Raw genomic sequence first — 24,786 nt, 5'->3', positions numbered from 1 at the left:
GAGGTTCCTTTTTTGAATACATACAATACGATACAAAGTAAAGAAACTCTGTCGTAATCATGGTATGATTACATAAACATAAAAAACTGTATATTCTTAAAATTAAACTTTAGGAAATGTTAGGGGAATGGTTTTGAAATTTAAAAAATTAAAACTACAACCGAGAATTACAATAACTATTAGTACACTTATCCTGGTTGTACTTCTGTTAACGAGTTATTTATTTTACTACATATTATCAGAAACAGTAGAAGAGCAAATTGGCAAAAGAGCTTTGCATGTTGCGAAAACAGTTGCCGCTATACCAGAAATCCAGGAAGCTTTTCAAAAAGAAAATCCGGCTTCTATAATTCAGCCAATTGCAGAAAAAATTCGAATTGATACAGATGCTGATTTTATTGTAGTTGGAAATAAAGAAGGGATTCGCTATGCGCATCCTAGGAAAGATAAAATTGGAGAAGCAATGGTTGGTGGAGATAACAAAGGAGTTCTATTAGAAGGGAAATCTTATGTTTCGAAAGCGACTGGATCATTAGGGCCTTCATTACGTGGAAAAGTTCCAATACGTAATCAGGAAAATGCAATTATTGGTGTAGTATCTGTTGGTTTTTCAATGGATGACATTCATGGAGCAGTAGAAGTGTATGGTAAGCGTGTGTTTTGGATTACAGTAATAGGTTTGTTAATTGGGATCATCGGCTCTATATATTTAGCAGGAAGTATAAAAAGAATGATGTTTGGAATGGAACCAGAAGAAATTTCATCTTTATATGAAGAACATAGTACTGTCATTCAATCTGTACGTGAAGGGATTATTGTTATTGATCAAAATGGCATGATTAGTTTAGTCAATCAAGCAGCTTATGATATTCTTTCACTAGATATACAACAAAACATTATTGGAGAATTTATTTTAAATGTAATTCCTAATTCATCGATATTAGATGTACTGCAAACTGGTGAAGAACAGTTTGATCGTCAATTAAATATAAAGGGGCAGGCTGTTATCGCTAATCGTCTACCTATTAAAGTAAATAATAAAGTAACTGGTGTTGTTTCGAGTTTACGTTTGAAGTCTGAAATGGATCAGTTAACTGCAGAGCTGTCTCAAACTAAGCAGTATACGGAAGCGTTACGAGCACAAACACATGAATATAACAATCTTTTGTATACGCTTTCAGGTCTTATTCAATTAGAATCATATGAAGATGCTTTAGAGCTCATTCATAAGGAAACAGCAGTATATCAAGATTTTGTTCAATTCATTATGAAACGAATTCAAAATCCATGGCTAGGTGGAATTTTAATTGGATTTTATAATAGGGCAAGAGAGTTAAAGATTGATTTTGTATTAGATCGAGAAAGTAGTTTAGAAAAGTTAAGTCCACATATTGAGAGTAATTATGTTGTTTCTATTTTGGGGAATTTAATTACGAACGCATTTGAAGCAATTGAAAGAAAGCAAGAGGATGATAAGAAAGTTAGAATGTTTGTAACAGACATCGGTGAGGAAATAGTAATTGAAGTGGAAGATTCAGGACAAGGGATTCAAGATGAAATCATTACAAGTATATTCTATAAAGGCTTTTCGACGAAAGAAGGAGAAAAGCGAGGATATGGATTAGCAAAAGTGAAAGAGTTAGTAGAAGATTTAAATGGAAGTATTGCAATTGAAAAAGGGGATTTAGGTGGTGCGTTATTTATTATTGCATTACCGAAAGAGAGAGGCGAATTGTGATGACTGAGGAAATTGAAGTGCTGATAGTAGAAGATGATATTCGGATTGCGGAGATTCATCGCCGCTTTACTGAAAAAATTGAAGGATTTAAAGTAATTGGAACAGCAACGAATGGGGAGCAGGCAAAAGAATGGCTAGAACTTGTGAAGCCGCAACTTGTGTTATTGGATGTATACTTACCTGATATGCAAGGGACAGAGCTTGTTACATATATTAGGCATAACTTGCATAACACAGACATTATTATGATTACAGCTGCGTCAGAAACAGATGTCGTACGTCATGCTTTACGAGGAGGGGTAACAGATTATATCGTAAAGCCACTTATGTTTGATCGATTTAAAACAAGTTTAGAAAATTATCAAAAGAAGATTATACAGTTAAAGAAAACTGACCAATTATCACCAGAACAAATTGAACATCTCTGGTCTCAAAGAGGGGTGAAAGGTAATCCAATTGAATACGCTCCAAAAGGAATAGATCCTTTAACTTTAGCAAAAATACAAAAGCATATGTTAACAGTTCATGAAGAAGGTATTACCGCAGAAGTATTAAGCTCGATGGTCGGGGTGAGTCGATCAACAGCGAGGCGTTATTTAGAGTATTTAATATCTGGAAAGAAAGTACATGCAGAGCTTATATATGGAAGTGTAGGGAGACCGGAGAGAAGGTACTTTCTTGTTTCTTCATAAAAAAACAGTAGAGGATTTATTTTCTCTACTGTTTTTTTCTTATATTGGAATAATCCCAATCACAATTCCGGTAATTAACATAACCATCGTCGTTCCAACGGCCCAAAGTAACGTAAAGCGTTGGTGTTCACCAAAATCAACTTTGGCCATTCCAACTAATAAATAAGTGGATGCGACAAGGGGGCTTAATAAATGAACAGGTTGACCGAGTAAGGATGCGCGTCCCATTTCAGCTGCACTAATTCCGTAAGTAGCAGCTGCTTTCGTCAAAATAGGTAATACCCCAAAGTAAAATGCATCATTGGACATGAAAAATGTGAACGGCATACTCAAAAGAGCTGTAATAATTGGCAATTGTGGTCCCAGTGCATCTGGTATAAGAGTTACTACACCTTGAGCCATTGCATCTACCATTTTTGTTCCAGATAAAATACCTGTGAAAATACCAGCAGCGAATACGAGAGAAACAACCGCTAATACGTTTCCTGCATGAGAAGCAATACGTTCTTTCTGTTGCTCTAAGTTTGGATAGTTAATCATAACAGCAATAGCGAAAGCGATTGTAAATAAAACAGGTAACGGCATAACTTCTAGTATGAGACAAACGAGAAGTGAGGCAGTTAATAAAAAGTTAATCCATAATAGTTTAGGGCGTTTATGTACGGCTGCTTCGACTGTTGCAGCTTGTTCATCTATTGTTTGCATTTGTTTTAAATACTGTACATCCATAATACCTAAACGTTTTCTTTCTTTTTTTCCAAGGTAGTAGGCAACGAAAACTACCCAAAGTGCACCAGCAATCATTCCTGGAATAAGTGGTGTGAAGAGCTCTGACGCATCAAGTCCAAGTGCGCTCATAACACGAGCGGTTGGTCCACCCCAAGGTGTAAGATTTGTCACTCCGGCCCCTAACATAACAACCCCAGCTAATATAAGTGGATTCATTCCGAGACGTTTATACAGCGGGTACATTGCAGACACAGTAATCATATATGTTGTTGTTCCGTCACCATCTAATGAAACGATAATAGTAAGAATCGCTGTACCAACAACGATTTTTAAAGGATCACCTTTTACGAACCGTAAGATTTTGCTAATAACAGGATCAAATAAACCACTATCAATCATAATTCCAAAATATAAAATAGCGAACATAAGCATAATACCAGTAGGTGCTAATTTTTGAATTCCCTCTAGCATCATAGGTCCCATATTGGCATAGAAGCCGCCAATTAATGCAAAAACAATCGGAACTAATATTAATGCTACTAGTGCTGACATACGTTTCGTCATAATTAAAAACATAAAGACAAATACCATCGCAAATCCAAGTAGAGCTAACATATAATCTCCCCCTCCAAAAAATGATTACGCTTTCAAAATAAAATAAAAATTCAGAAAATAGTTTTTTGTTTATCATAGCGCCATCTATCCAAATGGTAAATAATTTGAAAAATAACACCATTAGAAGCATAATTTTTATTTTGGTCATTTTGTTCACGAAGGTAATTTTGAATTTTTAAAAATATAATTTACTACTTACAAGAATGATAGAATAAGGTGAAAATAGTGATGTGCGAAGTAGGGAGTAGATTTTAAATGGAAACGAGAATAGAAGAAATTTATAGTTCTTATGAAGGGAAAATAGAAGAGATTTTTGTTAATGAATCTTCTTACGTATATGAGTGGGAAAAATTAATGATGATCCGAAAAAATAACGGTGAGCTTGAAAAGGTTGCGGTCGGTATTAGTGGAAATATAAGATTAGTAAATGTAAAAATTGGACAGGAAATTAATGGAGATACATTGTTAGTTACGTTAGAAGATGATTTATTAATTACAGGTTGTGAATGATGAGAGATGTGTAGATATGGCTACACATCTTTTTTGTTCCATATATTACAAAAGGCACATTGTTTTTTCACAAATCACACACAAGTTTTTGATATGATCCTTGTAGAAGATAGGGTTAGGGAGGAAATAAAATGAGAACAAAGTATGTGATGCTTGCTATATGTTTATTCTTTGCCTTTACAATTGTAGGGTGTGGTAAGAAACAAGCAGAGGCTGTGGCAATTGATGAGAAACATGATAAGTGTGATATTTGCCAGATTGGGGTAATGGATAATCAATTTGCAACAGAAATCATTTTAGAAAATGGAAAAGCATTAAAATTTGATGATATCGGTTGTATGTATAAATGGATGGAGATTAATCCAGGTGAAAAGACGAAAGAAAAATTTGTTCGAGATTATGATTCGAAAGAGTGGATTTCATTAGAAGATGCGACTTATGTATATGATAAAACAATAACGACACCGATGGCTTATAATGTTATTTCATTTGAAAATAAAAGGGATGCAGAAAGCTTTGTGTCTAACTATAAAGGGAAAGTTCTTTCGTATAAAGAGCTAGCTGAGCATAAATGGGAAATGAATAAAGAGATGATGGGGAACCCGAAAAAGGGAAATCACGGTGGGCATCATTAATAATAGAAAAAGGCAACTACATAAGTTGCCTTTTTCTATTATTACTCAGGTGCAAATATAGAAAAGGTGTAAAATTTTTTGAAGAACGGTTACAATGGAATATAGTAACCTAAAGCAATCATTTACCCACTTTTTAGAAATGTATACAAATGCGGCAAAAACGTGCTAAACTAATTGCTTCATAATGTTAATGATGAGGCCACCTGGCGTATCATTCCAATAGGTTGAGAAACATGGTATAAGTTTAAGATAATCCGATTCAAGAAGGAATATAAAGGGCTTATGGATAAATGTACTCAAGAAGAGTTATTGTATGTGATGGAGGAATGGTTAAGAAAACATTATCTTTCATAGGAGCTGTAATTGTGAGAAAACAAAAAATTTTATTATGCATGTTATTAGGACTTTTAATGACGGTAGTGGCTTGCGATAAGCAAGAAGAACCAGAATCAAAACCGGTTCATGTGAAAAACGAAAAGAAAAAAGAAAAGCATAAAGAACAAGAAGAAGTTAAAGAAGAAAAAAGTATAAATTTAATGGACAAACAGTTGTTACTTTCTGCGACTCTTGGAGACACAGAAACAGCTATGAAGCTGATTCAGGACGGAGCCAATATCAATGTGGAAGGTGACAACGGAGAAACACCTATCCTTGCAGCAACGTATCAAAATCATGTAGAGACAGTCAAAGCATTAATTGAGGCCGGCGCTAATATTGAAGTCAAAGATGAGAAAAAAAGCAATCCATTTCTTTATGCGAGTAGAGAAGGATATACGGATATTGTAAAGCTATTAATTGCTGCAGGAGTGAATACGAAAGAAACGACTAGGTCAGGTGGAACTGCACTCATTTCTGCATCTGAGCGTGGTCATGTAGAAGTTGTTAAAGAATTATTAGACCATACAGATATTGATGTGAATTATAAAAATGACCGTGGTGGAACAGCTTTAGTAGAAGCAATTGTATTAGGAAATGGTAGTGAAAGTCATAAGAAAGTAATTCAAATGCTTATTGAGCATGGTGCAGATGTAAATATGGCTAATAAGGAAAATATTACGCCGCTGCAGTATGCTGAAAAAAGAGGTTTTAAAGATATTGCAAATATGTTGAGGGTGGCTGGAGCGAATGAAGTAGTACAGCCACAACCACAGCCGGTGGAATAACAAAAAGAAAGCCGTATCCTTTTAAGGATACGGCTTTCTTTACAGGGAGATAAGGGATCAAAGAAATGATGAACTCTTATCTCTTTTATATGAGTAAAGGGTCTAGAACGAATATTGTCCTTTTCATTATTTATTTAACTCCATTGCAACTTGTTTACCATTTACGAAAACCTCTGCTACCGCTACTACAACTTCCATCACTTTTTTCATATCTCATCTCTCCTTGTTTTTTGTTTCATTTCTTACTTTCAGTATAAGGAAATGGAGTGATTGCAACCATCGAATTGGATGACAAGAGACTTACATTGTTGTAAGAAAGATAGATGCGTTTGTAATAATACTTTCTAACGATTAAATCCAGAAAGCCCCTTTAAATAAAGTTATAATTAGAAACAAATGGATTTAGAAAGAAGGAGGGAAATGAATAGAGCACTTGTTATTAGTTATATTCATGGAGAGATTGATAAGGAGGAGCTTATTTCTTTTCATTCTTTATTAAGCTAAATTTAAGAAATCATTTTTATAATAAATCTTCCCTATACAATTCAAAAATTTAAAGGGAAATCGTTGAAAATGAAAGTACATAATGTAACTACATTCTTTTTTTATGAAAAGAAGAGATGCAATAATCAAGAGAGTTGAAATATGTTGTGGAAGGTGAGAACATGCGCTTACTTGTAGTAGAGGACAATGCTTCTTTATTAGAGTCTATTGTCCAAATTTTACGTGATGAATTTGAAGTAGATACGGCATTGAATGGAGAAGATGGATTATTTCTAGCTTTACAAAATATATATGATGCAATTTTGCTTGATGTAATGATGCCAGAAATGGACGGATTTGAAGTGATTCAAAAAATACGTAATGAAAAGATTGAAACACCAGTCCTGTTTTTGACAGCAAGAGATTCTTTAGAAGATCGAGTGAAAGGATTGGATTTTGGTGGAGACGATTATATCGTTAAGCCGTTTCAAGCTCCAGAATTAAAGGCGAGAATTCGCGCTTTGTTGCGCAGAAGTGGTAGTTTAACAACAAAGCAGACCATTCGCTATAAAGGAATTGAATTGTTCGGAAAAGATAAAGACGTTCAAGTAGATGGACAAGGTATTAAACTGACATTAAAACAATATGAGCTTCTAGAGTATCTTGTTCAAAATAGCGGAAAGATTTTAATGCGTGAACAAATTTTTGATCGTGTTTGGGGATTTGATTCAGATACGACAGTAGCCATCGTAGAAGTGTATGTTCATCACTTACGTAAAAAATTAGAGCCATTCGGTTATCAGAAAGATATTCAAACTGTTCGTGGTATTGGATATATATTAAAAGAACAATGAAAAAGGGGAGTATGTTTGAAAAAACACGTATTCGTCTAACTATATTAAATTCGTTAGTGTTTATCATATTAATAGGCGTATTAGGCAGTATTATTTATTCGTACACATATAAGCGTATTTATAATGAAGTGGATACATCCATAGAAAAAATGGTTCAGCATAGAGAGATTTTAGATGGTAAAAAACCCCCTAAAAAATTTAGGGGATATCTTCAAATTGGAGATCCAAGGATAATGAAGTTAACTTGGAGCGGAAAAACTGTGGAGATAGGTATCGAAAATCCAAAATTCCGTCTTATGTTTGAAGAAAACTTAGAAAAGTTTTCGCCAAAAAAGTTAGGCTCTTTGCAAGATATTGAAGTGCAAGGACTATATTTTAGAACATATGCTTTTCAAGAAAATGGAAAAACGATTCAAATTGTACGCGATATAACAGCTGAGGAAGAGATGCTAAATACTTTATTTTTAATTCTTGTTATCGGCTGTAGCATAGGAAGTTTATGTGCAATAGGTATTGGATTCTTTCTAGCTGGCAGAGCGCTCGTACCTATTCAAAATTCATGGGAGAAGCAGCAGCAATTCGTTTCTGATGCATCGCATGAATTAAGGACACCGCTTGCGGTTATTCAATCAAAAACAGATGTATTATTCCAGTCTCCATCCGCTACGATAGAAGAAAAAGCGATGGATATCTCTACAATTTCAAAGGAATGTAGGCGGTTATCGAAATTAGTTAGCAATTTATTATTGTTAGCACGCTCAGATTCTAATCAGATTGAGATGGATAAGAAAACATTTGGACTGGATAAATTGTTAGAAGAAATCGTAGAGCCATATAAAGAAATTGCTTCTTATCAAGAAAAAGAGATGATATTAAAAGTAGAACGTGACATATCGTTTATGGGAGATAGAGAGAGGATTCATCAAATGATGGTTATATTGCTAGATAATGCGATGAAGTATACAAATGAAGGCGGGCATATTCAAATCGATTGTACACAAACGAGCGGTTCAATTCGTATACAGGTCAAGGATGATGGGATAGGAGTGAAAGAAGATGATATTCCGAAACTATTTGATCGTTTTTATCAGGGGGATAAAGCAAGAAGTAAGTCAGAAGGAGCTGGATTAGGTCTTTCAATTGCGAATTGGATTGTCGAAAAGCATTACGGAAAAATATCAGTAGAGAGCCAATGGGGAGAGGGCACTTGTTTTGAAGTAATTCTACCTAAAAATCAAAAAATATAAGTGAGAAGACGCCCTTGTTTTTACAAGGGCGTCTTTTTTTAAGGGAAAGTTAAGGAACTGTTTATATTATGTATTGTATAAGGAAAGCTTGATACATGAAGAAGCAATTATAGAGGGTTTTATCGATCATAATGTTATCTCAAGCAGCGATGAGATGTATGTATAGTATTAAAAAAATTATCCCGCTATTTGTGGGCAGTAAAACTCCCACCTTAAAACTCAGCCGAGGATGAATCTTCACATTGAGTATAGTTTCACTTTATGGGAATGATGGAAAAGACAGTGAAAGAGGGAGGAAGTAAATTTGAAAAAGAAAATGATGACGGTATTCACTATTGGAGTGATGAGTTTAAGTATATTAGGGGGTGCCTCTCCTTCTGAAACACAAAAGGGAAAAACAGATTACACGCAGCGTAGTAAAGAACAATTAAACAATGGCAAGATACATGTAGCGCATACAGAAGAAAAAGCAGAGAAGCTCGGTATTGAAACAGAAGGAAAAGAACAGATTACGCTAGAAAAAGAAATTCATGAAACAGAAGTGGGAAGAGAAGCGCAGCAGTTAGGGATTTCGATTGAAGGAAAAGATGTTGGAACTCTTTCAGAAGAAATCTATGAAACAAAAGTGAAGCAAGAAGCGTTAAAGTTGGGCATATCTATAGAGAATACATCAATTGTAAATTTAATTACTCAAATTAATACGATTAAAATTAATGATGAAGCGGATAAATTAGGCATTTCGACAAATGGAAAAGAAATAGAAGACATAGCGGAAGAAATCTATGGAACGAAAGTAAGAGAAGAAGCAGGAAAGTTAGGTATTTCACAAAAAGGAAAAGAGATAGAGGAGTTAGCGCAAGAAGTGTACGAACAAAAAGTACAGGATGAAGCAAAAAAATATCATATTGATTTGTACGGTAAAGATATATATCAAGTATTAAGAGAAATTAATGAACAAAAAGTATTGCAAATGGCAGATGAGCTTAATATGGACAAAACGAATATGAATATTCAAGATCTAATAGAAAAGATAAAAAAGGATGAACCAGAGAAAGGAAAAGAACTAAATTTTGTACCGATGATTCGAACGGATGCTGACGCGTTTTATTCTTATTTAACGAATTAAAAAGGGCGTGAGAGTGATACGGAAATGGAAGTGGTATATATGTATAGCTTTACTAGGTGCAACAGTATGGAGTGTATATACAAATGGAATTCCAAAGTTTGTGGAGAGGTTAATATTTTCAAATATACAAAGCGGAAAACGAACGGAGTTCAGTAATAATGACGAAAAGGTTATCTTATCGAATGTGCCTTTAATTCAGCAATTACCAGAGCTGGATAGAGGGTGTGAAGTGACAAGTTTAGCAATGATGTTACAATATGCAGGCGTTTCAGTAGATAAAATGAAATTAGCAAATGAAATAAAAAAAGTTGATTTTATGAACGATGGTGTACGTGGAAATCCGAATGAAGGATTTGTAGGTAATATTTATACTTTTTCTGAATCCGGATACGGTGTATATCACGGACCACTTTTTCAGTTAGCCAAAAAATATTTACCGAATAGAGCTGTGGACTTAACGGGGAAGAGTATAGAAGAAATGTATAAGAGTGTAAAAGCCGGAAAACCGGTAGTTATGATTACGAATGCAACGTTTGCACCACTAGATGAAGATGAATTTACTACATGGAAAACAAAAAATGGAGATGTTTCTATTACGTATAATGAACATTGTGTTGTACTTGTTGGATACGATAAGGAATCTGTATATATTCGAGATCCTCTCGATGATAGCTTAGATGTAAAAGTGCCGAGAGAAGACTTTGAAAAGGCATGGGTGCAAATGGGGAGTCAGGCGATTAGTTACGTAAAGAACTCAAAATAAATTAGGAAAAAGGGCTTTAACTATATAACTGTAAGGTGATGGACAGAGGGAGTATAGTAGAGAAATTTTAAGTTCTACTACCCATATTATTTCTCAAATTAATCAAATAGTAGAAACAACGAAGAGAGTCGCTGGAGATACAAAAGAAGTGACAAATGCTATCGATGAAATTGCTGCGGCCGCAGAAGAACTACAAGAAATGACTAGTACATTTGAAGTATAATAACAGCAAATAAGTAAGTAAGGTGAAAATAATATCACCTTACTTATTTTTCTATTTAGCAATTAGGGGAGTCATTAACGGGATGAAAAAAAGAAAAAAACTATGGAATTTATGGAAAACGATTACATTACTAGTGTGTACAGTTGTAATTTTTTCTTTACTCGTAACAGATCTTTTAATTAGCCATAATGTTGAACGAACGACAGAAGAAAGTCAGGCAGAGAAGGCAAAAACGATTGCACGTATTGTGGCAAATGATTCTATTGTAATTGATGGGTTGGCGGGGAAGGTAGATACCTCCTTGATTCAAGGGTATACAAATAAGCTATTAAAGAGTACGGATGTTCAATTTATTGTCGTTATGGATATGAATGGAATCCGGAAATCTCACCCCGATCCTCAAAAAATAGGGCAACATTTCATTGGAGGAGATGAAGGAACGGCATTGAAGGGAAAGGAACATGTGTCGCTAGCAGAAGGAACTTTAGGGGTCTCTATGAGAGTATTTATACCGGTTTTTTCTGAAACAGGGGAACAACTTGGAGTGGTTGCGGTTGGAATTTCAGCAGATAATGTAAAAGAGAGGGTTAAGGAAAGTAGACATATCATGTATATCGGTGTTGGAGTTGGGCTATTGGTTGGCATTATAGGAGCGATATTGCTAGCTAGACATATAAAGAAAAGTTTATTTGGTCTTGAGCCGCATAGGATAGCGAAAATTCTTGAAGAAAGAAATACGATGTTACAATCGGTCAAAGAGGGTATTATTGCTGTAGATAAAGAAGCGAAAGTAACGTTAATTAATAATGAAGCAAAGCGGCTATTTAAGAAAAGTGGACTTAAAGACGACTTTATCGGTAAAGATGTTGAATTGTATATGCCTAATTCACGTATAAAAGAAGTGCTGCAAACAGGAGTGGTACAATTAAACGAAGAACAAAATATTTATGGAATTACGATTGTTACGAATCGTGTTCCTTTATATGTAAAAGGAGAAATAGTTGGCGCGATTGCAACATTTCGTGATAAAACAGAGATTAGAAAATTAGCAGAGGAATTAACTGGCATTAGGCTATATGCGGAAGCGCTACGGGCACAATCTCATGAATTTATGAATAAGATGCATGTCGTGCTAGGACTTACACATATGAAACAGTATGAAGAACTCCAAAAATATGTGAGTAGTATGGTATCCGAGCATCAATATGAAATTGGCGGGGTTATGAAAAAAATTAAAAATCCAGTATTTGCTGGCTTTTTACTAGGTAAACTTAGCTATTCTAGAGAGAAAAATATAAATTTAATTATAAGTGAAGATGCTTACTTGCCGGAGATATATGATGAAAGTATTACTCATGAACTTATTACGATTGTCGGAAATTTAATAGATAATGCATTAGAGGCAGTGATGAATTGTGAAAAGAAACAAGTTGAAATCGGGATACAGTATGGGGATAAATTGACTATTACAGTACAAGATACGGGGAATGGTATAAAAGAAGAGGAGATTGATACATTATTTACAAAAGGTTATTCCACAAAAGGAGACAATCGTGGATATGGTTTGTATCTTGTAATAGAAAGTATACAGCGAATAAATGGCGAAATTCACATTTCCTCATTGTTAGGAGAGGGAACAACGATAATAATTGAAATACCTAAAGGTAGGGATGAGAGGCAAATATGATTAAAGTTTTAATTGTAGAAGATGACCCGATGGTAGCGATGTTAAATACACATTATCTAGAGCAAGTAGGAGGGTTTGAACTTGTTCATGCAGTTAACTCGGTAAAATCGGCGATAGAAGCATTAGAAAAATCACAAGTAGATTTAGTGTTACTTGATATTTTTATGCCTGGAGAGACTGGATTCGAGCTTTTAATGTATATTCGGAATCAAGAAAAAGAAATCGATATTATGATGATTTCAGCTGTACACGATATGGGGAGTATTAAAAAGGCATTACAATACGGGGTTGTAGATTATTTAATTAAACCATTTACATTTGAACGATTTAAAGAGGCATTAACTATATATCGAGAAAAACTCACTTTTATGAAAGAGCAACAAAAAATTAGTCAATCGGAATTAGATTCATTAATTTTGCAAAAAGAAAAAAGAGAGCCTACTGTCACTAAAGAGCTCCCGAAAGGATTAACGAAGCAAACGTTACAATTAATTTGGCAGAAGATCGAGTTGCTGAATGGAGGAGCGTTTACAACAGATGAAATGGCGCAATTAGTAGGGGTCTCAAGAGTTTCTATTCGAAAGTATGTTATGTTTTTGACTGAAATTGGAGTGTTAGAAAACGAAATGGTATATCAACATGTGGGAAGACCTGTAAGTAAATTAAGATGTGTTGACCAAAATAAAATAGAGTTTTACGTATAAGCGACTTATTATAAGTCGCTTATACTTTTTTTAATTACAAAATCAATTACAAAACTTACAAAAACTATTTTTACTATTGAAAGCGTTTTAATATTGTTATTAAGAAAACAAGGGGGTGCCATATGGGAATTCGAAAGGATATGGAAGCGATATCATTATCTGAGGAGAATAAGGTACAAAGAGAATCTTTCGCTTCTAAAATTATGAATGTAAAAATCGGTGTTATACCTTTACCGTTATACGTAGTATTGGCTGCTATTATTTATGGGGCATCTGTATATAATAAATTGCCAGCTGATATGATTGGTGGATTTGCAGTTATTATGATTATGGGTATTTTCTTAGGTGACATTGGGATGAGAATTCCAATTTTAAAAAACATCGGTGGTCCAGCAATTCTTTCATTATTTGTTCCATCGTTACTTGTATTTTTTAACTGGATGAATCCAGCTTCAATGGAAGCTGCGACTATGTTAATGAAAAAATCGAACTTTTTATATTTATATATTTCTTGTTTAGTAGTTGGAAGTATTTTAGGAATGAACCGTAAAGTATTAGTACAAGGTTTCGTTCGCATGTTTATACCTTTAGTGGTAGGGACGTTAGCTTCTATAGCGGTAGGTCTATTAGTAGGTTCATTATTTGGATTTGAAATGAAGCAGACATTCTTCTTTATCATTGTACCAATTGTGAGTGGTGGTATTGGGGAAGGGATTTTACCATTATCGTTAGCTTATGGTGATATTTTAAATGAGTCATCAGCAACATTTGTATCACAACTTATTCCGGCAGCTATTATCGGGAATATGTTTGCAATTGTGAGTGCAGGCTATATGAAGCGTTTAGGTGAGAAAAAACCTGAGCTTAGTGGTAACGGTGTATTAGTGAAAACAGACAATCAAGCAGAATTATTAAAAGAACAAAATACAGAGAAGCCAATTGACTTCTCATTAATGGGAGCAGGTTTATTAATTGCATGTACGTTCTTCATCTTTGGAGGATTTGCTTCTAAGTTCATTGGGATTCCTGGGGCGATCATTATGATTTTCTCAGCAGCACTTGTGAAGTACTTTAAATTAATGCCAGCAAAAATGGAGCAAGGAGCATTCCATTTATATAAATTTATTTCAAAAAATTTAACATGGCCGTTAATGGTCGGCTTAGGATTGCTATATATTCCGTTAAAAGACGTAGCGGCAGTTCTTTCTGTAGGATATGTTGTTGTGTGTGCATCAGTTGTTCTTACAATGGTAGCATCAGGCTTTCTTGTAGGAAAAGTGATGAAAATGTATCCTGTTGAATCAGCAATTGTAACGGGATGTCATAGTGGTTTAGGTGGAACTGGAGATGTTGCGATTCTATCAGCTTCAAATCGTATGGAATTAATGCCTTTTGCGCAAATTTCAACGCGTTTAGGTGGAGCGGCAGTGGTCGTAACAGCGACAATTTTATTAAAAATGTTTTCATGATCAAACAAGCTAGCTATATTCATATAGCTAGCTTGTCAAATTAAGGAGAGATTATAAGTATGTTAGAAAATCAAATTAATGAAAGATCATTGTTATTGCATAAAGAGTTAGTAGGGAAAATTGAGATTACAAGTAAGGTGGAAGTGAATACAGCGGACGATTTAAGCTTGACTTATACACCAGGCGTGGCTGAGTCTTGTAAAGCAATTGCAGCAGATGAGGAAACAGCTTACGACTATACAGCACGTGGTAATATGGTAGCGGTTGTCTCAGATGGAACTGCAGTACTTGGTCTAGGGAACATTGGACCGAAAGCGGCTATGCCTGTTATGGAAGGGAAAAGTATTTTATTCAAGAAATTTGCTAATGTAGATGCGTTCCCGTTATGTCTAGGGACGACGGATGTAGATGAAATCGTTACCCTCGTGAAAAATTTAGAGCCTACATTTTCTGGTATCAATTTAGAAGATATTGCAGCGCCACGTTGCTTTGAAATTGAAAAACGATTAAAAGAAGAAACGAATATTCCTGTATTCCATGATGATCAACATGGAACAGCTATTGTTGTTTTAGCAGCTGTTATTAATGCATTAAAAGTTGTAAGTAAACAAATGGATAATGTTAAAATTGTTATTAATGGTGCTGGCTCGGCAGGGATTGCAATTGGAAAATTATTGTTAAAGGCTGGTGCAAAGCACATTACGTTAGTTAGCTTAGAAGGTATTGTTTGTGAAGGTGAATCATGGATGAACGAAGCACAAATTGAAGTTTCAAAAAAGACAAATCGAGAATATGTGCGTGGAACGTTAAAAGAAGCAATTCATCAAGCGGATATTTTTATTGGCGTATCTGCTCCTAACGTATTAACGAAAGAACTTGTACAAACGATGAATGAGAAAGCAATTGTGTTTGCTATGGCTAATCCAATTCCAGAAATCTTCCCTGAGGATGCATTAGAGGCTGGGGCAGCTGTAGTAGGAACCGGGCGCTCGGATTATGCGAATCAAGTAAATAATGTATTGGCGTTCCCAGGGATATTCCGCGGTGCGTTAGATGTGCGCGCGACTGATATTACAGAAGAGATGAAATTAGCGGCAGCATATGGGATCGCTAACATCATTACGGACGAAGAACGTAATGCGAATTATGTAATCCCGAATCCGTTAGATAAAAGAGTTGTTCCAAGTGTTGCAGAAGCTGTAGCGAAAGCAGCCATTGATTCAGGTGTGGCACAGATTACGAAAATGCCAAGTTATAGATAGTCAAAAGCAGTGCCCTTTTAGGCACTGCTTTTTTGAGATAAGAAATCAAAATAATGAAGAAGTGTAGAATTATTTATGTTTCTTCACTATTTATTTAATTCCATTGCAACTTGTTTACCATTTACTAAAACCTCAGTTACTGCTACGATCACTTCTATCACTTTTTTCATCTCTCATCTCTCCTCGTTTCATTTCTTACTTTAAGTATAAGAGAAGAGAGATACTTCAACTATCGAAGTACATGACGTAGAAATTACATTGTTGTAAGAAAGTGCTTTATTTTTGTCACTTTACTTAGCGGTGATTACAAATTGCTCATAATATTTTTCATTTACATATATGTTTAATACCCATAATCCAGATGAAGGTAGTGACATAGTGAGTGGGAGTTCGGTTGTAGTAGAATCAATTGTATTTGAAGTAGTCCAAGTTGGTTTAGAAGTTTCTTGTTGAAAGAGTACGGGTGTTGGGGTTACTGATCCTTGTTTTAGTGCAACAATAGATAGTTTTCCAGTTGGCATTTCAGGATCTAAAAAGTACCACATCATTTCATTGTGTTCATTTGCGATAATAGGTTTATCAGCCATTGCGACTTTTTCTTCGATGCCTTTTAAAGGTATTTTTTCTTGTATGAAGGAGGGTGTTTCTTCCCAATTTACATCTTTTAAAACGCTAAGGTGAAAGAAGGAAGGTGCATTAACTTGAGTGGATGACGTTGCGATAGCTTCTTTTTTAGGTGCTTCTGAATCTGGCTGCGCTTGTGTACATCCAGCGATGAGAAAGGAGAAAAGTAGCATAGTTCCAATTTTTTTCATGGTTTCACACTCCTAATTTTTATCCTTTTCGGCAATTCAGATGGAGATGAATTGCCGTCAGTCAATAAGGCTGAACTTTTTTGTTTCTTTTTGTCTTACGATACAATATACCCTTAGATAAGGAGGGAATAGATCGTAAGACAACGAAATTGAATAATGATAATCATAATCATTCGGTTACTTGAGCCAAAAGGAATTACGATGAAGACTATATTCACATTTTGTTCCGTTTCGTTTCAAATATTATCTTAGGAAAGAAATAATTTTAATGAACTCTCTAAGAAAGGTGGTGAAAACAATGGCTAGAAAGAAAGCAGTGAAAGTATTACGTAAACAGAAGAAAAGAGAAAATATACAACGATTCACGCAGAAACAAAATATCGGACGAGCTTGTCTCACGGCTAAAGAATTTCGTTTACTTCAGCGCATGTCACATAGTTCAAAAGCATTGCGAAATGTTGGGTTGTATACCATTAAACAAAGTTATTTGAATCATAATAAAATAGCTACTGTAAAAGAAGTGGATACCGCCATGCAAGCCGATATGAATTACTGGGGCATGCAATCAAACTCTGTCCAAGCCATTCGTAGAGCCTTATATGCAGAAGTAAAAAGCTTTTTTAAAGCATTGGAACAGTGGAAGAAAAAAACTGAGAATTTCACAGGGCGTCCTAAGTTTCCGAATTATTCTCGTTCCACTGACAAAAGAATTATTGAAATCTATCAAGTGCCAAAAGTAGATGAGAACGGGTATTGGATGATTCCGATGAGTGTTGCGTTCAGGCAAAAATTCGGTTCCATTAAAATACGTATGCCTAAAAACATAAGAAATAAAAAAATCTCCTACATTGAGATTGTACCGAAGCAAAAAGGTCGGCTCTTTGAGGTGCATTACACATATGAAGTGCACGTTTCTCAAATGAAGAAACCATCCACGACTACGAGTAACGCTTTGAGTTGCGATTTAGGTGTAGATAGATTAATAAGTTGCGTAACCAATACAGGTGATGCCTTCTTAATTGATGGGAAAAAACTAAAATCCATTAACCAATACTTCAACAAAATGATACGTAATCTAGGGCTGAAAAATGTGGAAAATGGACTTTCAAAACGAGTTGTAACGAATCGAATGGCTGCACTTTGGCATAAACGAGAAAAGCAAATAAATGGTTACATTTCACAAACGGTAGGCCTGTTGTTCAAAAAGGCGAAAGAATTCGATATAGATACGATTGTCGTAGGGTATAACGCTGGCTGGAAACAAAAATCTGATATGGGAAAAAAGAATAATCAAAAGTTTGTTCAAATCCCGTTTCATAAACTGATTGCAGCAATTGAGAATAAATGTATAAAAGAAGGTATCCGATTTTTCAAACAAGAAGAAAGCTATACTTCAAAAGCTAGTTTTCTTGATAAAGATCCGGTTCCTGTTTGGTCTAAGGAAGATAGAACGCATTATCACTTTAGTGGTAAACGAATGACTCGTGGTCTGTACCAAAGTAAAGCAGGAACATGTATTCACGCTGATATTAATGGTGCATTGAATATATTGCAAAAATCAAAAGTTGTACAATTGGATGACAACCTCAAAGTGAAAGCGCCGATTCTATTAGAAGTGCAAAAACGTAAGGCTGTTGCTTTGTGCATAGCTTAGTGGGTGCGTCAACCATCCATGTGTACTCGACTTTGTCGGGGCTTGTAGCACACGCCGGATTCATCTGAGTGGTGGCTTCTTCTACAAGGAAGAACTGCTTTTTTTTCGAAAGGGTGGTGCAAGTGGGAAAACAATCGTTCGTTGCCAGTACCAACCAAAAACATACTTGGGGTGTTACCGTATGGTTGCATGAATGCTAGAGCGTCAAACTGTCTAGCGATAGATGAAAAGACCTAGCGTTCGAACTCAAGCCCCCGCTGAAACGTTTCATCTCAGTGGGGGTAGTTGACTGTTAGTGTAATTGTATTTGCTAGAAGGCGGGACAATTCCTTTAAAGTATAAAAAGAGGTCGTAAGTTTTATACGACCTCTTTTGACATTTTCTATATTTGTTCAGTTGAATAGACTGGATCGCGCTCTTTTTGAGGCATCGTTAAGAAAATGACAGAAAGAACGATACATATGCCGCCTAGTAATTGATACGCTCCAAACGATTCATTTAGCCAAGCGATTGAAACGATGGCTGCTACAAGTGGTTCGATGCTAGATAAAATACTAGTTTCTGTTGCAACTAAATATTTAAGACTACCAATATAAAGAAGGAAAGAAAGGGTACCACTTATAATGATAAGAATAAGCATAGAAAAAGTTTGGAGTGTGAAGGTTTGCGAAATTTGATTCCACCCAAAAGAACGATTACAAATAAGCAGTGCAATACCTCCAATTAACATGCCCCAGCCAATTACTACAGTTGTTCCACATTCTTTAATAAGGGAAGCAGGATGAAGGGTATAAAATGCAAATCCAATCGCTGTTAATAGGCCAAAAATAATGGCTTCTTTCGATAAAACAATGTTTTCAATTGAACCGTTTGTAATAATAAAGTATGTCCCTGTTAGCGCGGCTATAATTGCGAATAGTTGCATAGAAGCAGGGAATTTTCTTTGTTCAAAGGCAACATAAATGGTAATAAGTACAGGGCCTAGAAATTGAAATAGTGTTGCTGTGACCGCATTACTAATATGAACCGTTTCGATAAATGCGTATTGAGCACCGAGCATGCCGAGAATAGAGAAAATAATAAGTTGTATAGAATGTCTAGGGTGTTTCCAAATTTGAAAAATGTTTTGTTTCTTTATTAGTAAGAAAGATAAAATAAATATTCCCGCAAGTAACAAGCGAATTGTTAAAAAATCAATTGATGATACGTTAGTATGCTGAAAAAGCCACTGAATCATTGGACCAGATAACCCCCATAAGGTAGCTCCTGTAATAATCATAATGAGTCCAATACGTCTAGTATTGTTCACTATCATGCATCTCCTCTCTAGTACTTGATTTTTTTATGTGTGACATGATAAAAGGAATTATATATAAAATCTGGTACTGTAAAAAGTATCAGATTTTAGTTTTATTAAGGGGTCAGATATTATGTTGGAATTAACGCCTAATTTAAATACGCAAAGTAAAATAGCGTTGTATGTGCAATTGTATGAGTATATAAAAAAAGAGATTAAAGATGGAACGATTCCAGCTTTTACGAAATTACCGGCTAAAAGAAAGCTAGCGATATATTTACAAGTAAGTAAAAATACAGTAGAAGCGGCGTATGAGCAATTACTTGCAGAAGGGTATATTGAGTCAATTTCGAGAAAAGGTTACTTCGTATGTGAAATTGAGCAAATGATTCATGTAGAAGGAAGCGAAGATAGAATAGAGGAGGTCTCCTTTCTGGAGAGGGATTATACATTTGATTTCACACAAACAGGAGTCGATACAAATACTTTTCCATTCAATATGTACCGAAAACTTATAAATGACGTATGGCAGCCACACAATAATGAGTTGCTCTTTCTTGGTCACCCACAAGGAGAAGTGAGCTTAAGAGAAGAAATTGCAAATTATTTGTATGAATCTAGAGGTGTGCGTTGTTCGCCGAGTCAAATTGTATTAGGAGCCGGTACACAAATATTAGTAAAGTTACTGTTTCAGTTATTACAGGGGAGCTGTTATGCAGTCGAAAATCCAGGGTATCATAGGAAAATGGTTGCATTTGAACAAGGAGAAAAGAAGGTTCAAATGTTGTCTTTAGATAGGGATGGAATTTGTATGGCGGATTTAGAGAATAGCGATGCAAATGTTGTATTTGTAACGCCCTCTCATCAATTCCCATATGGAATGATTATGCCTATTACGAGAAGGACGCAGCTTTTACAATGGGCAAAGAAAGAAGAAGATAGATATATTATTGAAGATGATTACGATAGTGAATTTCGTTATTCAGGAAAGCCAATTCCGGCACTGCAAGGGTTAGATACAGATGGGAAAGTTATTTATATGGGGACGCTATCAAAAGCTTTGTTGCCCTCATTACGGATGAGCTATATAGTATTACCGAAGAATTTAATTAACAAGTATCAAAAGGAATATTTGTTTTATACGCAAAGTGTTTCAAGGATGGACCAAGAAGTGATTAGAAAGTTTTTAAATGAAGGTTATTGGGAAAAACATATTCATAAAATGCGTGTCGTCTACCGGAAAAAGAGAGATCGACTTGTCTTTGAAATAGAAAAGTATTTCTCTAATCGTGTTGAAGTAATAGGAGAAGATTCGGGATTACACATTTTATTACAAGTGCATAATGGAATGCGAGAAGAAGAACTCATTCAAGAAGCTGCAAAATATAGTATTAAAATATATCCTGTTTCTACGTACTATAAAGACGGTACTGCACCTGAAAATGTAGTTTTACTTGGGTTTGCGATTTTATCAGAAGAAGAAATTGCGAAAGCAATTCAACTATTAAATACAGCGTGGTTTAGAAAAAAGTAAAAAAACATCCTCACACACGAGAGGATGTTTTTTATTATTTATTTTCATCTAAGAATAAGACCATATGCTCTTCGTCCCAATATTGTCCGTTATATTTTAATGAACGTTCTTGCACACCGAATGTTTTAAATCCTAATGATTCATAAAGTTTTTTTGCTCCATCGTTGCCAACAACAACATCAAGCATAACTTGTTCTACTTCTAAAGATTTAGCAAGTTCGAGACATTCTTTAATCAGGGATTTTCCTGCTCCAAGTCCACGTGCCTTTGGAGAGACATATACAGAACCGATCTTAGCCTTATGTTCTTGTTTTACATATGGTTTCGTTTCCAATGTCGCAACTCCGATTAAATTACCATCTTTAAATGCACCTAGCGTATAGTTTTCATCTTGTGCTAATTTTTGTGCTTTATATTCAATCGCACACTCTTTATTAATAATATCTTCATAAGAAGAGCTGAAAGCTTCAGGGTTTTGCTTTAATCCTTCTACACGAAGTTCTAAGTAAATTTCCGCTTCGTCTTTTGTTAATACATGGATATCCAATTATATCACCCTCCAAATCTTTGACAAATGTATCTTTATTTTATATTGAAATAAGAATAATTTCAAAAGCTTAGCTTATATGAGCGGATTTTATGAACAAAATAACACCAGTAGTGTTTACTACTACTGGTGTTTTCACACTCATATTATTCAAAAGGTAGTTCAATTATAAAGTTTGTTCCTACTCCTAATTGGCTTGTTACTAGAATGGAACCGTTATGCAATTCTACAATTTCTTTTGCAACAGCTAGCCCGATACCTTTCCCCCCAGTAGCTCTCGTTCTGGATTTATCAACACGATAAAAACGATCAAAAATATGCGGGATATCTTCTTCAGGAATACCTTCGCCTTCGTCTTGTACACTTATTGTAAAAGAATTTGTTTCTGTTAGTACACGTATTGTTATAGAAGTATTTTCTGGCGAATGTTGATAAGCGTTATGCAATAAATTTAACATCACTTGTTCCATGCGTCTTTCATCTATATACACTTCTAAATCCTCTTTACAGTATACATGAAGTTGCATTTGCTTATTAGTTAATGTTGTTTTTGTTTTTTCAACCATTCGCTCTAAAAAAGGACTAAGAAGTACTTTTTGTTTTTTTATAACAAATTGGTGCTGTTCTAATTGTACAAGCATAAATAAATCTTGTACGAGATCGGTTACACTATCTGTTTCATCCTCAATGATTTGTAAGTATTCTTCTCGCTCTTCTTTCGTTAAAGAGTCTCTCTTTGCTACCTTCGCATAACCTTTCATATAGGTCAATGGAGTTAATAGTTCATGGGCGACACTAGCGAGAAATTCATTGCGTTCTTTTTTCATATAAGTCAGTTCACTGGACAAATCTTCAATCGTTTTTGCTAAGCTTCCAAGCTCATCATTCCGTTTAATACCTAATTGAATTGGCTTATTTAATTTTGACATTTTTTCTGTTGCCCTCTTCATTTTTATAAGTGGTTCTGTAATAACACGAGAAAAAACAAAGACAGAAATAGTCGTTAAAATAATTGTCAAAACACTAATGATAAGAAATTGCTTCATGAGTTTAAGTAACATATTTTCTAAAAAAGATGTTTTCAATAACATATATAACTTTCCTTGAAATTCTGCTGTGTTAAGTGGGCTTACCGTTGTGATGAATTTTGATTTTTTCCAGTTCTTTTCGACGATCAATCCACCTTCTGGAAGAGTTTCTGTTTTACAAGTAAGCTGTTTTTGCATTGCTTTTGTTACAGGTTCTGAAGTGGAAATAATTTTGCCGTTATTGTCGGTTATAATGATAGCTATATCAGAGTTAGCAATTGCTTCTGATTCGACTAAGTGTTCAGCTTCAGTGTTGATATCAAACTCGGGGTATACAGCACGTTTAGGCCGTTTACTGTGTTCAGCGCTTTCTGTGAGTCTCTTTTCTTTAGAATATACATTCCACTTGGCGCGGTTTTTAATCATGCTACTATAACGATTACCTTTTTCTAAAAGAGCAAGCGTTTCCTCCTCAATGCGCATTTTTGAAATGCTTTTGTAAAAAGAAACGAAAGCAATTGTTTCAATACATAAAGCTAATATTAAAAAGTATGTCCCAATTTTAAGTGAAAGTTTACTCATTTTCTCACCATACCTTATTTCATATAAAGGGTCAGTGATACACTATTGTTCACTGACCGAAGTAATTATTCACCTTTCCATTTATATCCGACTTTATAGACAGTTTCTAAGTAGTTTTCAACAGGAAATCCTTTTTTGCGTAATTTATCACGGATATTGCGAATATGTGAATCGATTGTTCTATATTCGATGTCTGTTTCATAACCCCAAATTTTTTCGATTAAATCATCTCGGCTATAAGCACGGTTTGTATTTTGTAAAAATAGTCCAAGTAACGAAAATTCGATAGGAGTTAGTGAGATTTTTTCGTCATATACTGTGACAGTATGTTTTGTTTTGTCCCACTCAATACCATTGAAGCCAACAAAGCCATCTTTCTTTGTACGGCGTAATATTGCCTCAATTCGTGCGACTAATACATGTTCATCAAATGGTTTTGTAATATAGTCATCAGCCCCCATGGTAAGACCTTTCACCATATCGTAATTTTGATTACGAGCTGTTAGCATAATGATTGGAACGTTGGATATTTGACGGATTTGATAGCAAGTATCCCATCCATCCATATTCGGCATCATAACATCTAACAAAATAATATCGAAGTCTTTTTGTTCGATTAACTTTAGTGCTTCAAGGCCAGAGTTAGCTTTCATACAAAAATAGCCGCGAGGGCTTAAGAACAGATCTAATAATCGTAACATACGTTCTTCATCGTCTACTAATAAAATTTTAACCATAATCTTGTGCACCCCAAACTGTTCATTCTATTTGTATAGTTTACATGAAAATAATAAAAAACTCTTTTTATCTGATTGGAGTGGAAGAGTTATTTTTCGCTCAGAGTAATTGACATAAAAAATGCACTAGTTTTGCACAACTATTTTTTATAATAGAAAACGTAGCGACACAAAATACCCTATGTTGCGACATAACGTCATGTCATTTTATTTATAAAATGACAATTCCATTCTATTGTGTATGTGAGATAGAGAGGGTTTTCGTATTCACCTCGCATCGGATAAGAAAAATTTCCTATCTCACACTTTTTTTAAAAAAGGAGATTATACACATGAATCCAAAAGAAGAAATTTCACCAAAAGAAAAGCAAGATCGTAATACGGTTGTAATGTGTGTTGCCGTATCTATGGTTATTATTATAAGTTGTGTAAATAAATTTTTAGGGATTTTATAATATAAAAAAAGCTTATTGCTTCTTAAGAAGCAATAAGCTTTTTTCGTTGTTAGGGGGAGTATTCATATAATAAACCAAGGTAAAATTGCTAAACCAGAAGTTACAATCGCTGTAGTAAATATTAAAAGCATAGCTCGTTTGTTTTGTTTCATGTCACATTCTCCTCTACATATCAAGTACATGCGATCAGCGTGGGATGTAGTTCCCCACTGAGTAAAGTTTCACTTTATATTTTTA

22 protein-coding genes are annotated in these 24,786 nt (G+C 34.9%); 16 read left to right on the top strand and 6 right to left on the bottom strand.

Annotated features, from left to right (window positions below; all coding sequences use genetic code 11):
- Positions 1-133: 133 nt before the first annotated feature.
- A complete protein-coding gene (locus EUC40_RS23090; RefSeq protein WP_425278197.1) occupies positions 134-1,738 on the top strand; it encodes an ATP-binding protein in 1,605 nt (534 codons plus the stop codon).
- Positions 1,738-2,430 (top strand): response regulator, encoded by a 693-nt coding sequence (locus EUC40_RS23085; protein WP_156576705.1) that lies wholly within the window; start codon positions 1,738-1,740, stop codon positions 2,428-2,430. The genes EUC40_RS23090 and EUC40_RS23085 overlap by 1 nt, the downstream gene beginning before the upstream one ends.
- A gap of 39 nt (positions 2,431-2,469) precedes the next feature.
- On the opposite strand, the gene EUC40_RS23080 is transcribed toward EUC40_RS23085, so the two are convergent.
- Entirely contained in the window at positions 2,470-3,774 is a 1,305-nt protein-coding gene (locus tag EUC40_RS23080) for a CitMHS family transporter (RefSeq protein WP_156576704.1), read from the bottom strand.
- Positions 3,775-4,029: 255 nt separating this feature from the next.
- Between EUC40_RS23080 and EUC40_RS23075 the strand changes: the two genes are divergently transcribed.
- From EUC40_RS23075 to EUC40_RS23025, 11 genes are all read left to right on the top strand, one after another.
- Positions 4,030-4,284, top strand: coding sequence for a hypothetical protein (locus EUC40_RS23075; RefSeq protein ID WP_156576703.1), 255 nt, complete (start codon positions 4,030-4,032; stop codon positions 4,282-4,284).
- A gap of 131 nt (positions 4,285-4,415) precedes the next feature.
- On the top strand, positions 4,416-4,919 hold the full coding sequence (locus EUC40_RS23070) for a nitrous oxide reductase accessory protein NosL (RefSeq protein WP_156576702.1): 504 nt from the start codon (positions 4,416-4,418) through the stop codon (positions 4,917-4,919).
- Between the two features lie 290 nt (positions 4,920-5,209).
- Positions 5,210-6,082: an ankyrin repeat domain-containing protein gene (locus EUC40_RS23065; RefSeq protein WP_116758470.1), complete on the top strand. Its 873-nt coding sequence runs from the start codon at positions 5,210-5,212 to the stop codon at positions 6,080-6,082.
- Positions 6,083-6,747: 665 nt separating this feature from the next.
- Positions 6,748-7,419: a response regulator transcription factor gene (locus EUC40_RS23060; protein WP_071710165.1), complete on the top strand. Its 672-nt coding sequence runs from the start codon at positions 6,748-6,750 to the stop codon at positions 7,417-7,419.
- A complete protein-coding gene (locus EUC40_RS23055; RefSeq protein ID WP_187130350.1) occupies positions 7,416-8,666 on the top strand; it encodes a sensor histidine kinase in 1,251 nt (416 codons plus the stop codon). Before EUC40_RS23060 ends, EUC40_RS23055 begins: the two co-directional genes overlap by 4 nt.
- Before the next feature lie 304 nt (positions 8,667-8,970).
- Positions 8,971-9,792 carry a transporter gene (locus tag EUC40_RS23050; protein ID WP_071710167.1) on the top strand — a complete coding sequence of 274 codons (822 nt, stop codon included), beginning with the start codon at positions 8,971-8,973 and terminating at the stop codon, positions 9,790-9,792.
- A 13-nt stretch (positions 9,793-9,805) separates the two neighbouring features.
- Positions 9,806-10,555, top strand: a complete 750-nt coding sequence (locus EUC40_RS23045; protein ID WP_156576700.1) for a C39 family peptidase — start codon at positions 9,806-9,808, stop codon at positions 10,553-10,555.
- A 305-nt stretch (positions 10,556-10,860) separates the two neighbouring features.
- Positions 10,861-12,465, top strand: coding sequence for a sensor histidine kinase (locus EUC40_RS23040; RefSeq protein WP_156576699.1), 1,605 nt, complete (start codon positions 10,861-10,863; stop codon positions 12,463-12,465).
- Positions 12,462-13,169 (top strand): response regulator, encoded by a 708-nt coding sequence (locus tag EUC40_RS23035; RefSeq protein ID WP_151626320.1) that lies wholly within the window; start codon positions 12,462-12,464, stop codon positions 13,167-13,169. Before EUC40_RS23040 ends, EUC40_RS23035 begins: the two co-directional genes overlap by 4 nt.
- Positions 13,170-13,309: 140 nt before the next feature.
- On the top strand, positions 13,310-14,638 hold the full coding sequence (locus tag EUC40_RS23030) for a 2-hydroxycarboxylate transporter family protein (protein WP_415783995.1): 1,329 nt from the start codon (positions 13,310-13,312) through the stop codon (positions 14,636-14,638).
- A gap of 59 nt (positions 14,639-14,697) precedes the next feature.
- Positions 14,698-15,900, top strand: a complete 1,203-nt coding sequence (locus EUC40_RS23025; RefSeq protein WP_071710172.1) for an NAD(P)-dependent malic enzyme — start codon at positions 14,698-14,700, stop codon at positions 15,898-15,900.
- Positions 15,901-16,190: 290 nt separating this feature from the next.
- On the opposite strand, the gene EUC40_RS23020 is transcribed toward EUC40_RS23025, so the two are convergent.
- Positions 16,191-16,715 (bottom strand): DUF4871 domain-containing protein, encoded by a 525-nt coding sequence (locus EUC40_RS23020; RefSeq protein WP_071710173.1) that lies wholly within the window; start codon positions 16,713-16,715, stop codon positions 16,191-16,193.
- A 298-nt stretch (positions 16,716-17,013) separates the two neighbouring features.
- On the opposite strand from EUC40_RS23020, the gene EUC40_RS23015 reads away from it, so the two are divergent.
- A complete protein-coding gene (locus EUC40_RS23015) occupies positions 17,014-18,369 on the top strand; it encodes an RNA-guided endonuclease TnpB family protein (RefSeq protein WP_156576698.1) in 1,356 nt (451 codons plus the stop codon).
- Between the two features lie 382 nt (positions 18,370-18,751).
- Here EUC40_RS23015 and EUC40_RS23010 read toward each other — a convergent pair whose 3' ends face one another.
- Entirely contained in the window at positions 18,752-19,678 is a 927-nt protein-coding gene (locus tag EUC40_RS23010) for a DMT family transporter (protein ID WP_156576697.1), read from the bottom strand.
- Between the two features lie 121 nt (positions 19,679-19,799).
- On the opposite strand from EUC40_RS23010, the gene pdxR reads away from it, so the two are divergent.
- Positions 19,800-21,200: a MocR-like pyridoxine biosynthesis transcription factor PdxR gene (gene pdxR, locus EUC40_RS23005; RefSeq protein ID WP_156576696.1), complete on the top strand. Its 1,401-nt coding sequence runs from the start codon at positions 19,800-19,802 to the stop codon at positions 21,198-21,200.
- Positions 21,201-21,234: 34 nt separating this feature from the next.
- On the opposite strand, the gene EUC40_RS23000 is transcribed toward pdxR, so the two are convergent.
- From EUC40_RS23000 to EUC40_RS22990, 3 genes are all read right to left on the bottom strand, one after another.
- A complete protein-coding gene (locus EUC40_RS23000; protein WP_071710177.1) occupies positions 21,235-21,747 on the bottom strand; it encodes a GNAT family N-acetyltransferase in 513 nt (170 codons plus the stop codon).
- A 146-nt stretch (positions 21,748-21,893) separates the two neighbouring features.
- Positions 21,894-23,357: a sensor histidine kinase gene (locus tag EUC40_RS22995; RefSeq protein ID WP_156576695.1), complete on the bottom strand. Its 1,464-nt coding sequence runs from the start codon at positions 23,355-23,357 to the stop codon at positions 21,894-21,896.
- Between the two features lie 65 nt (positions 23,358-23,422).
- Entirely contained in the window at positions 23,423-24,094 is a 672-nt protein-coding gene (locus tag EUC40_RS22990; protein WP_000238943.1) for a response regulator transcription factor, read from the bottom strand.
- A 332-nt stretch (positions 24,095-24,426) separates the two neighbouring features.
- Here EUC40_RS22990 and EUC40_RS27465 point away from each other — a divergent pair, with 332 nt between their 5' ends.
- Positions 24,427-24,549 carry a hypothetical protein gene (locus tag EUC40_RS27465; protein ID WP_071710179.1) on the top strand — a complete coding sequence of 41 codons (123 nt, stop codon included), beginning with the start codon at positions 24,427-24,429 and terminating at the stop codon, positions 24,547-24,549.
- Positions 24,550-24,786: the final 237 nt, after the last annotated feature.

Source organism: Bacillus luti (genome assembly GCF_009739945.1).
Taxonomy (GTDB): domain Bacteria; phylum Bacillota; class Bacilli; order Bacillales; family Bacillaceae_G; genus Bacillus_A; species Bacillus_A luti.
Note: the sequence above shows the minus strand (reverse complement) of the source record. Positions and strands in the feature narration are given on the sequence as shown.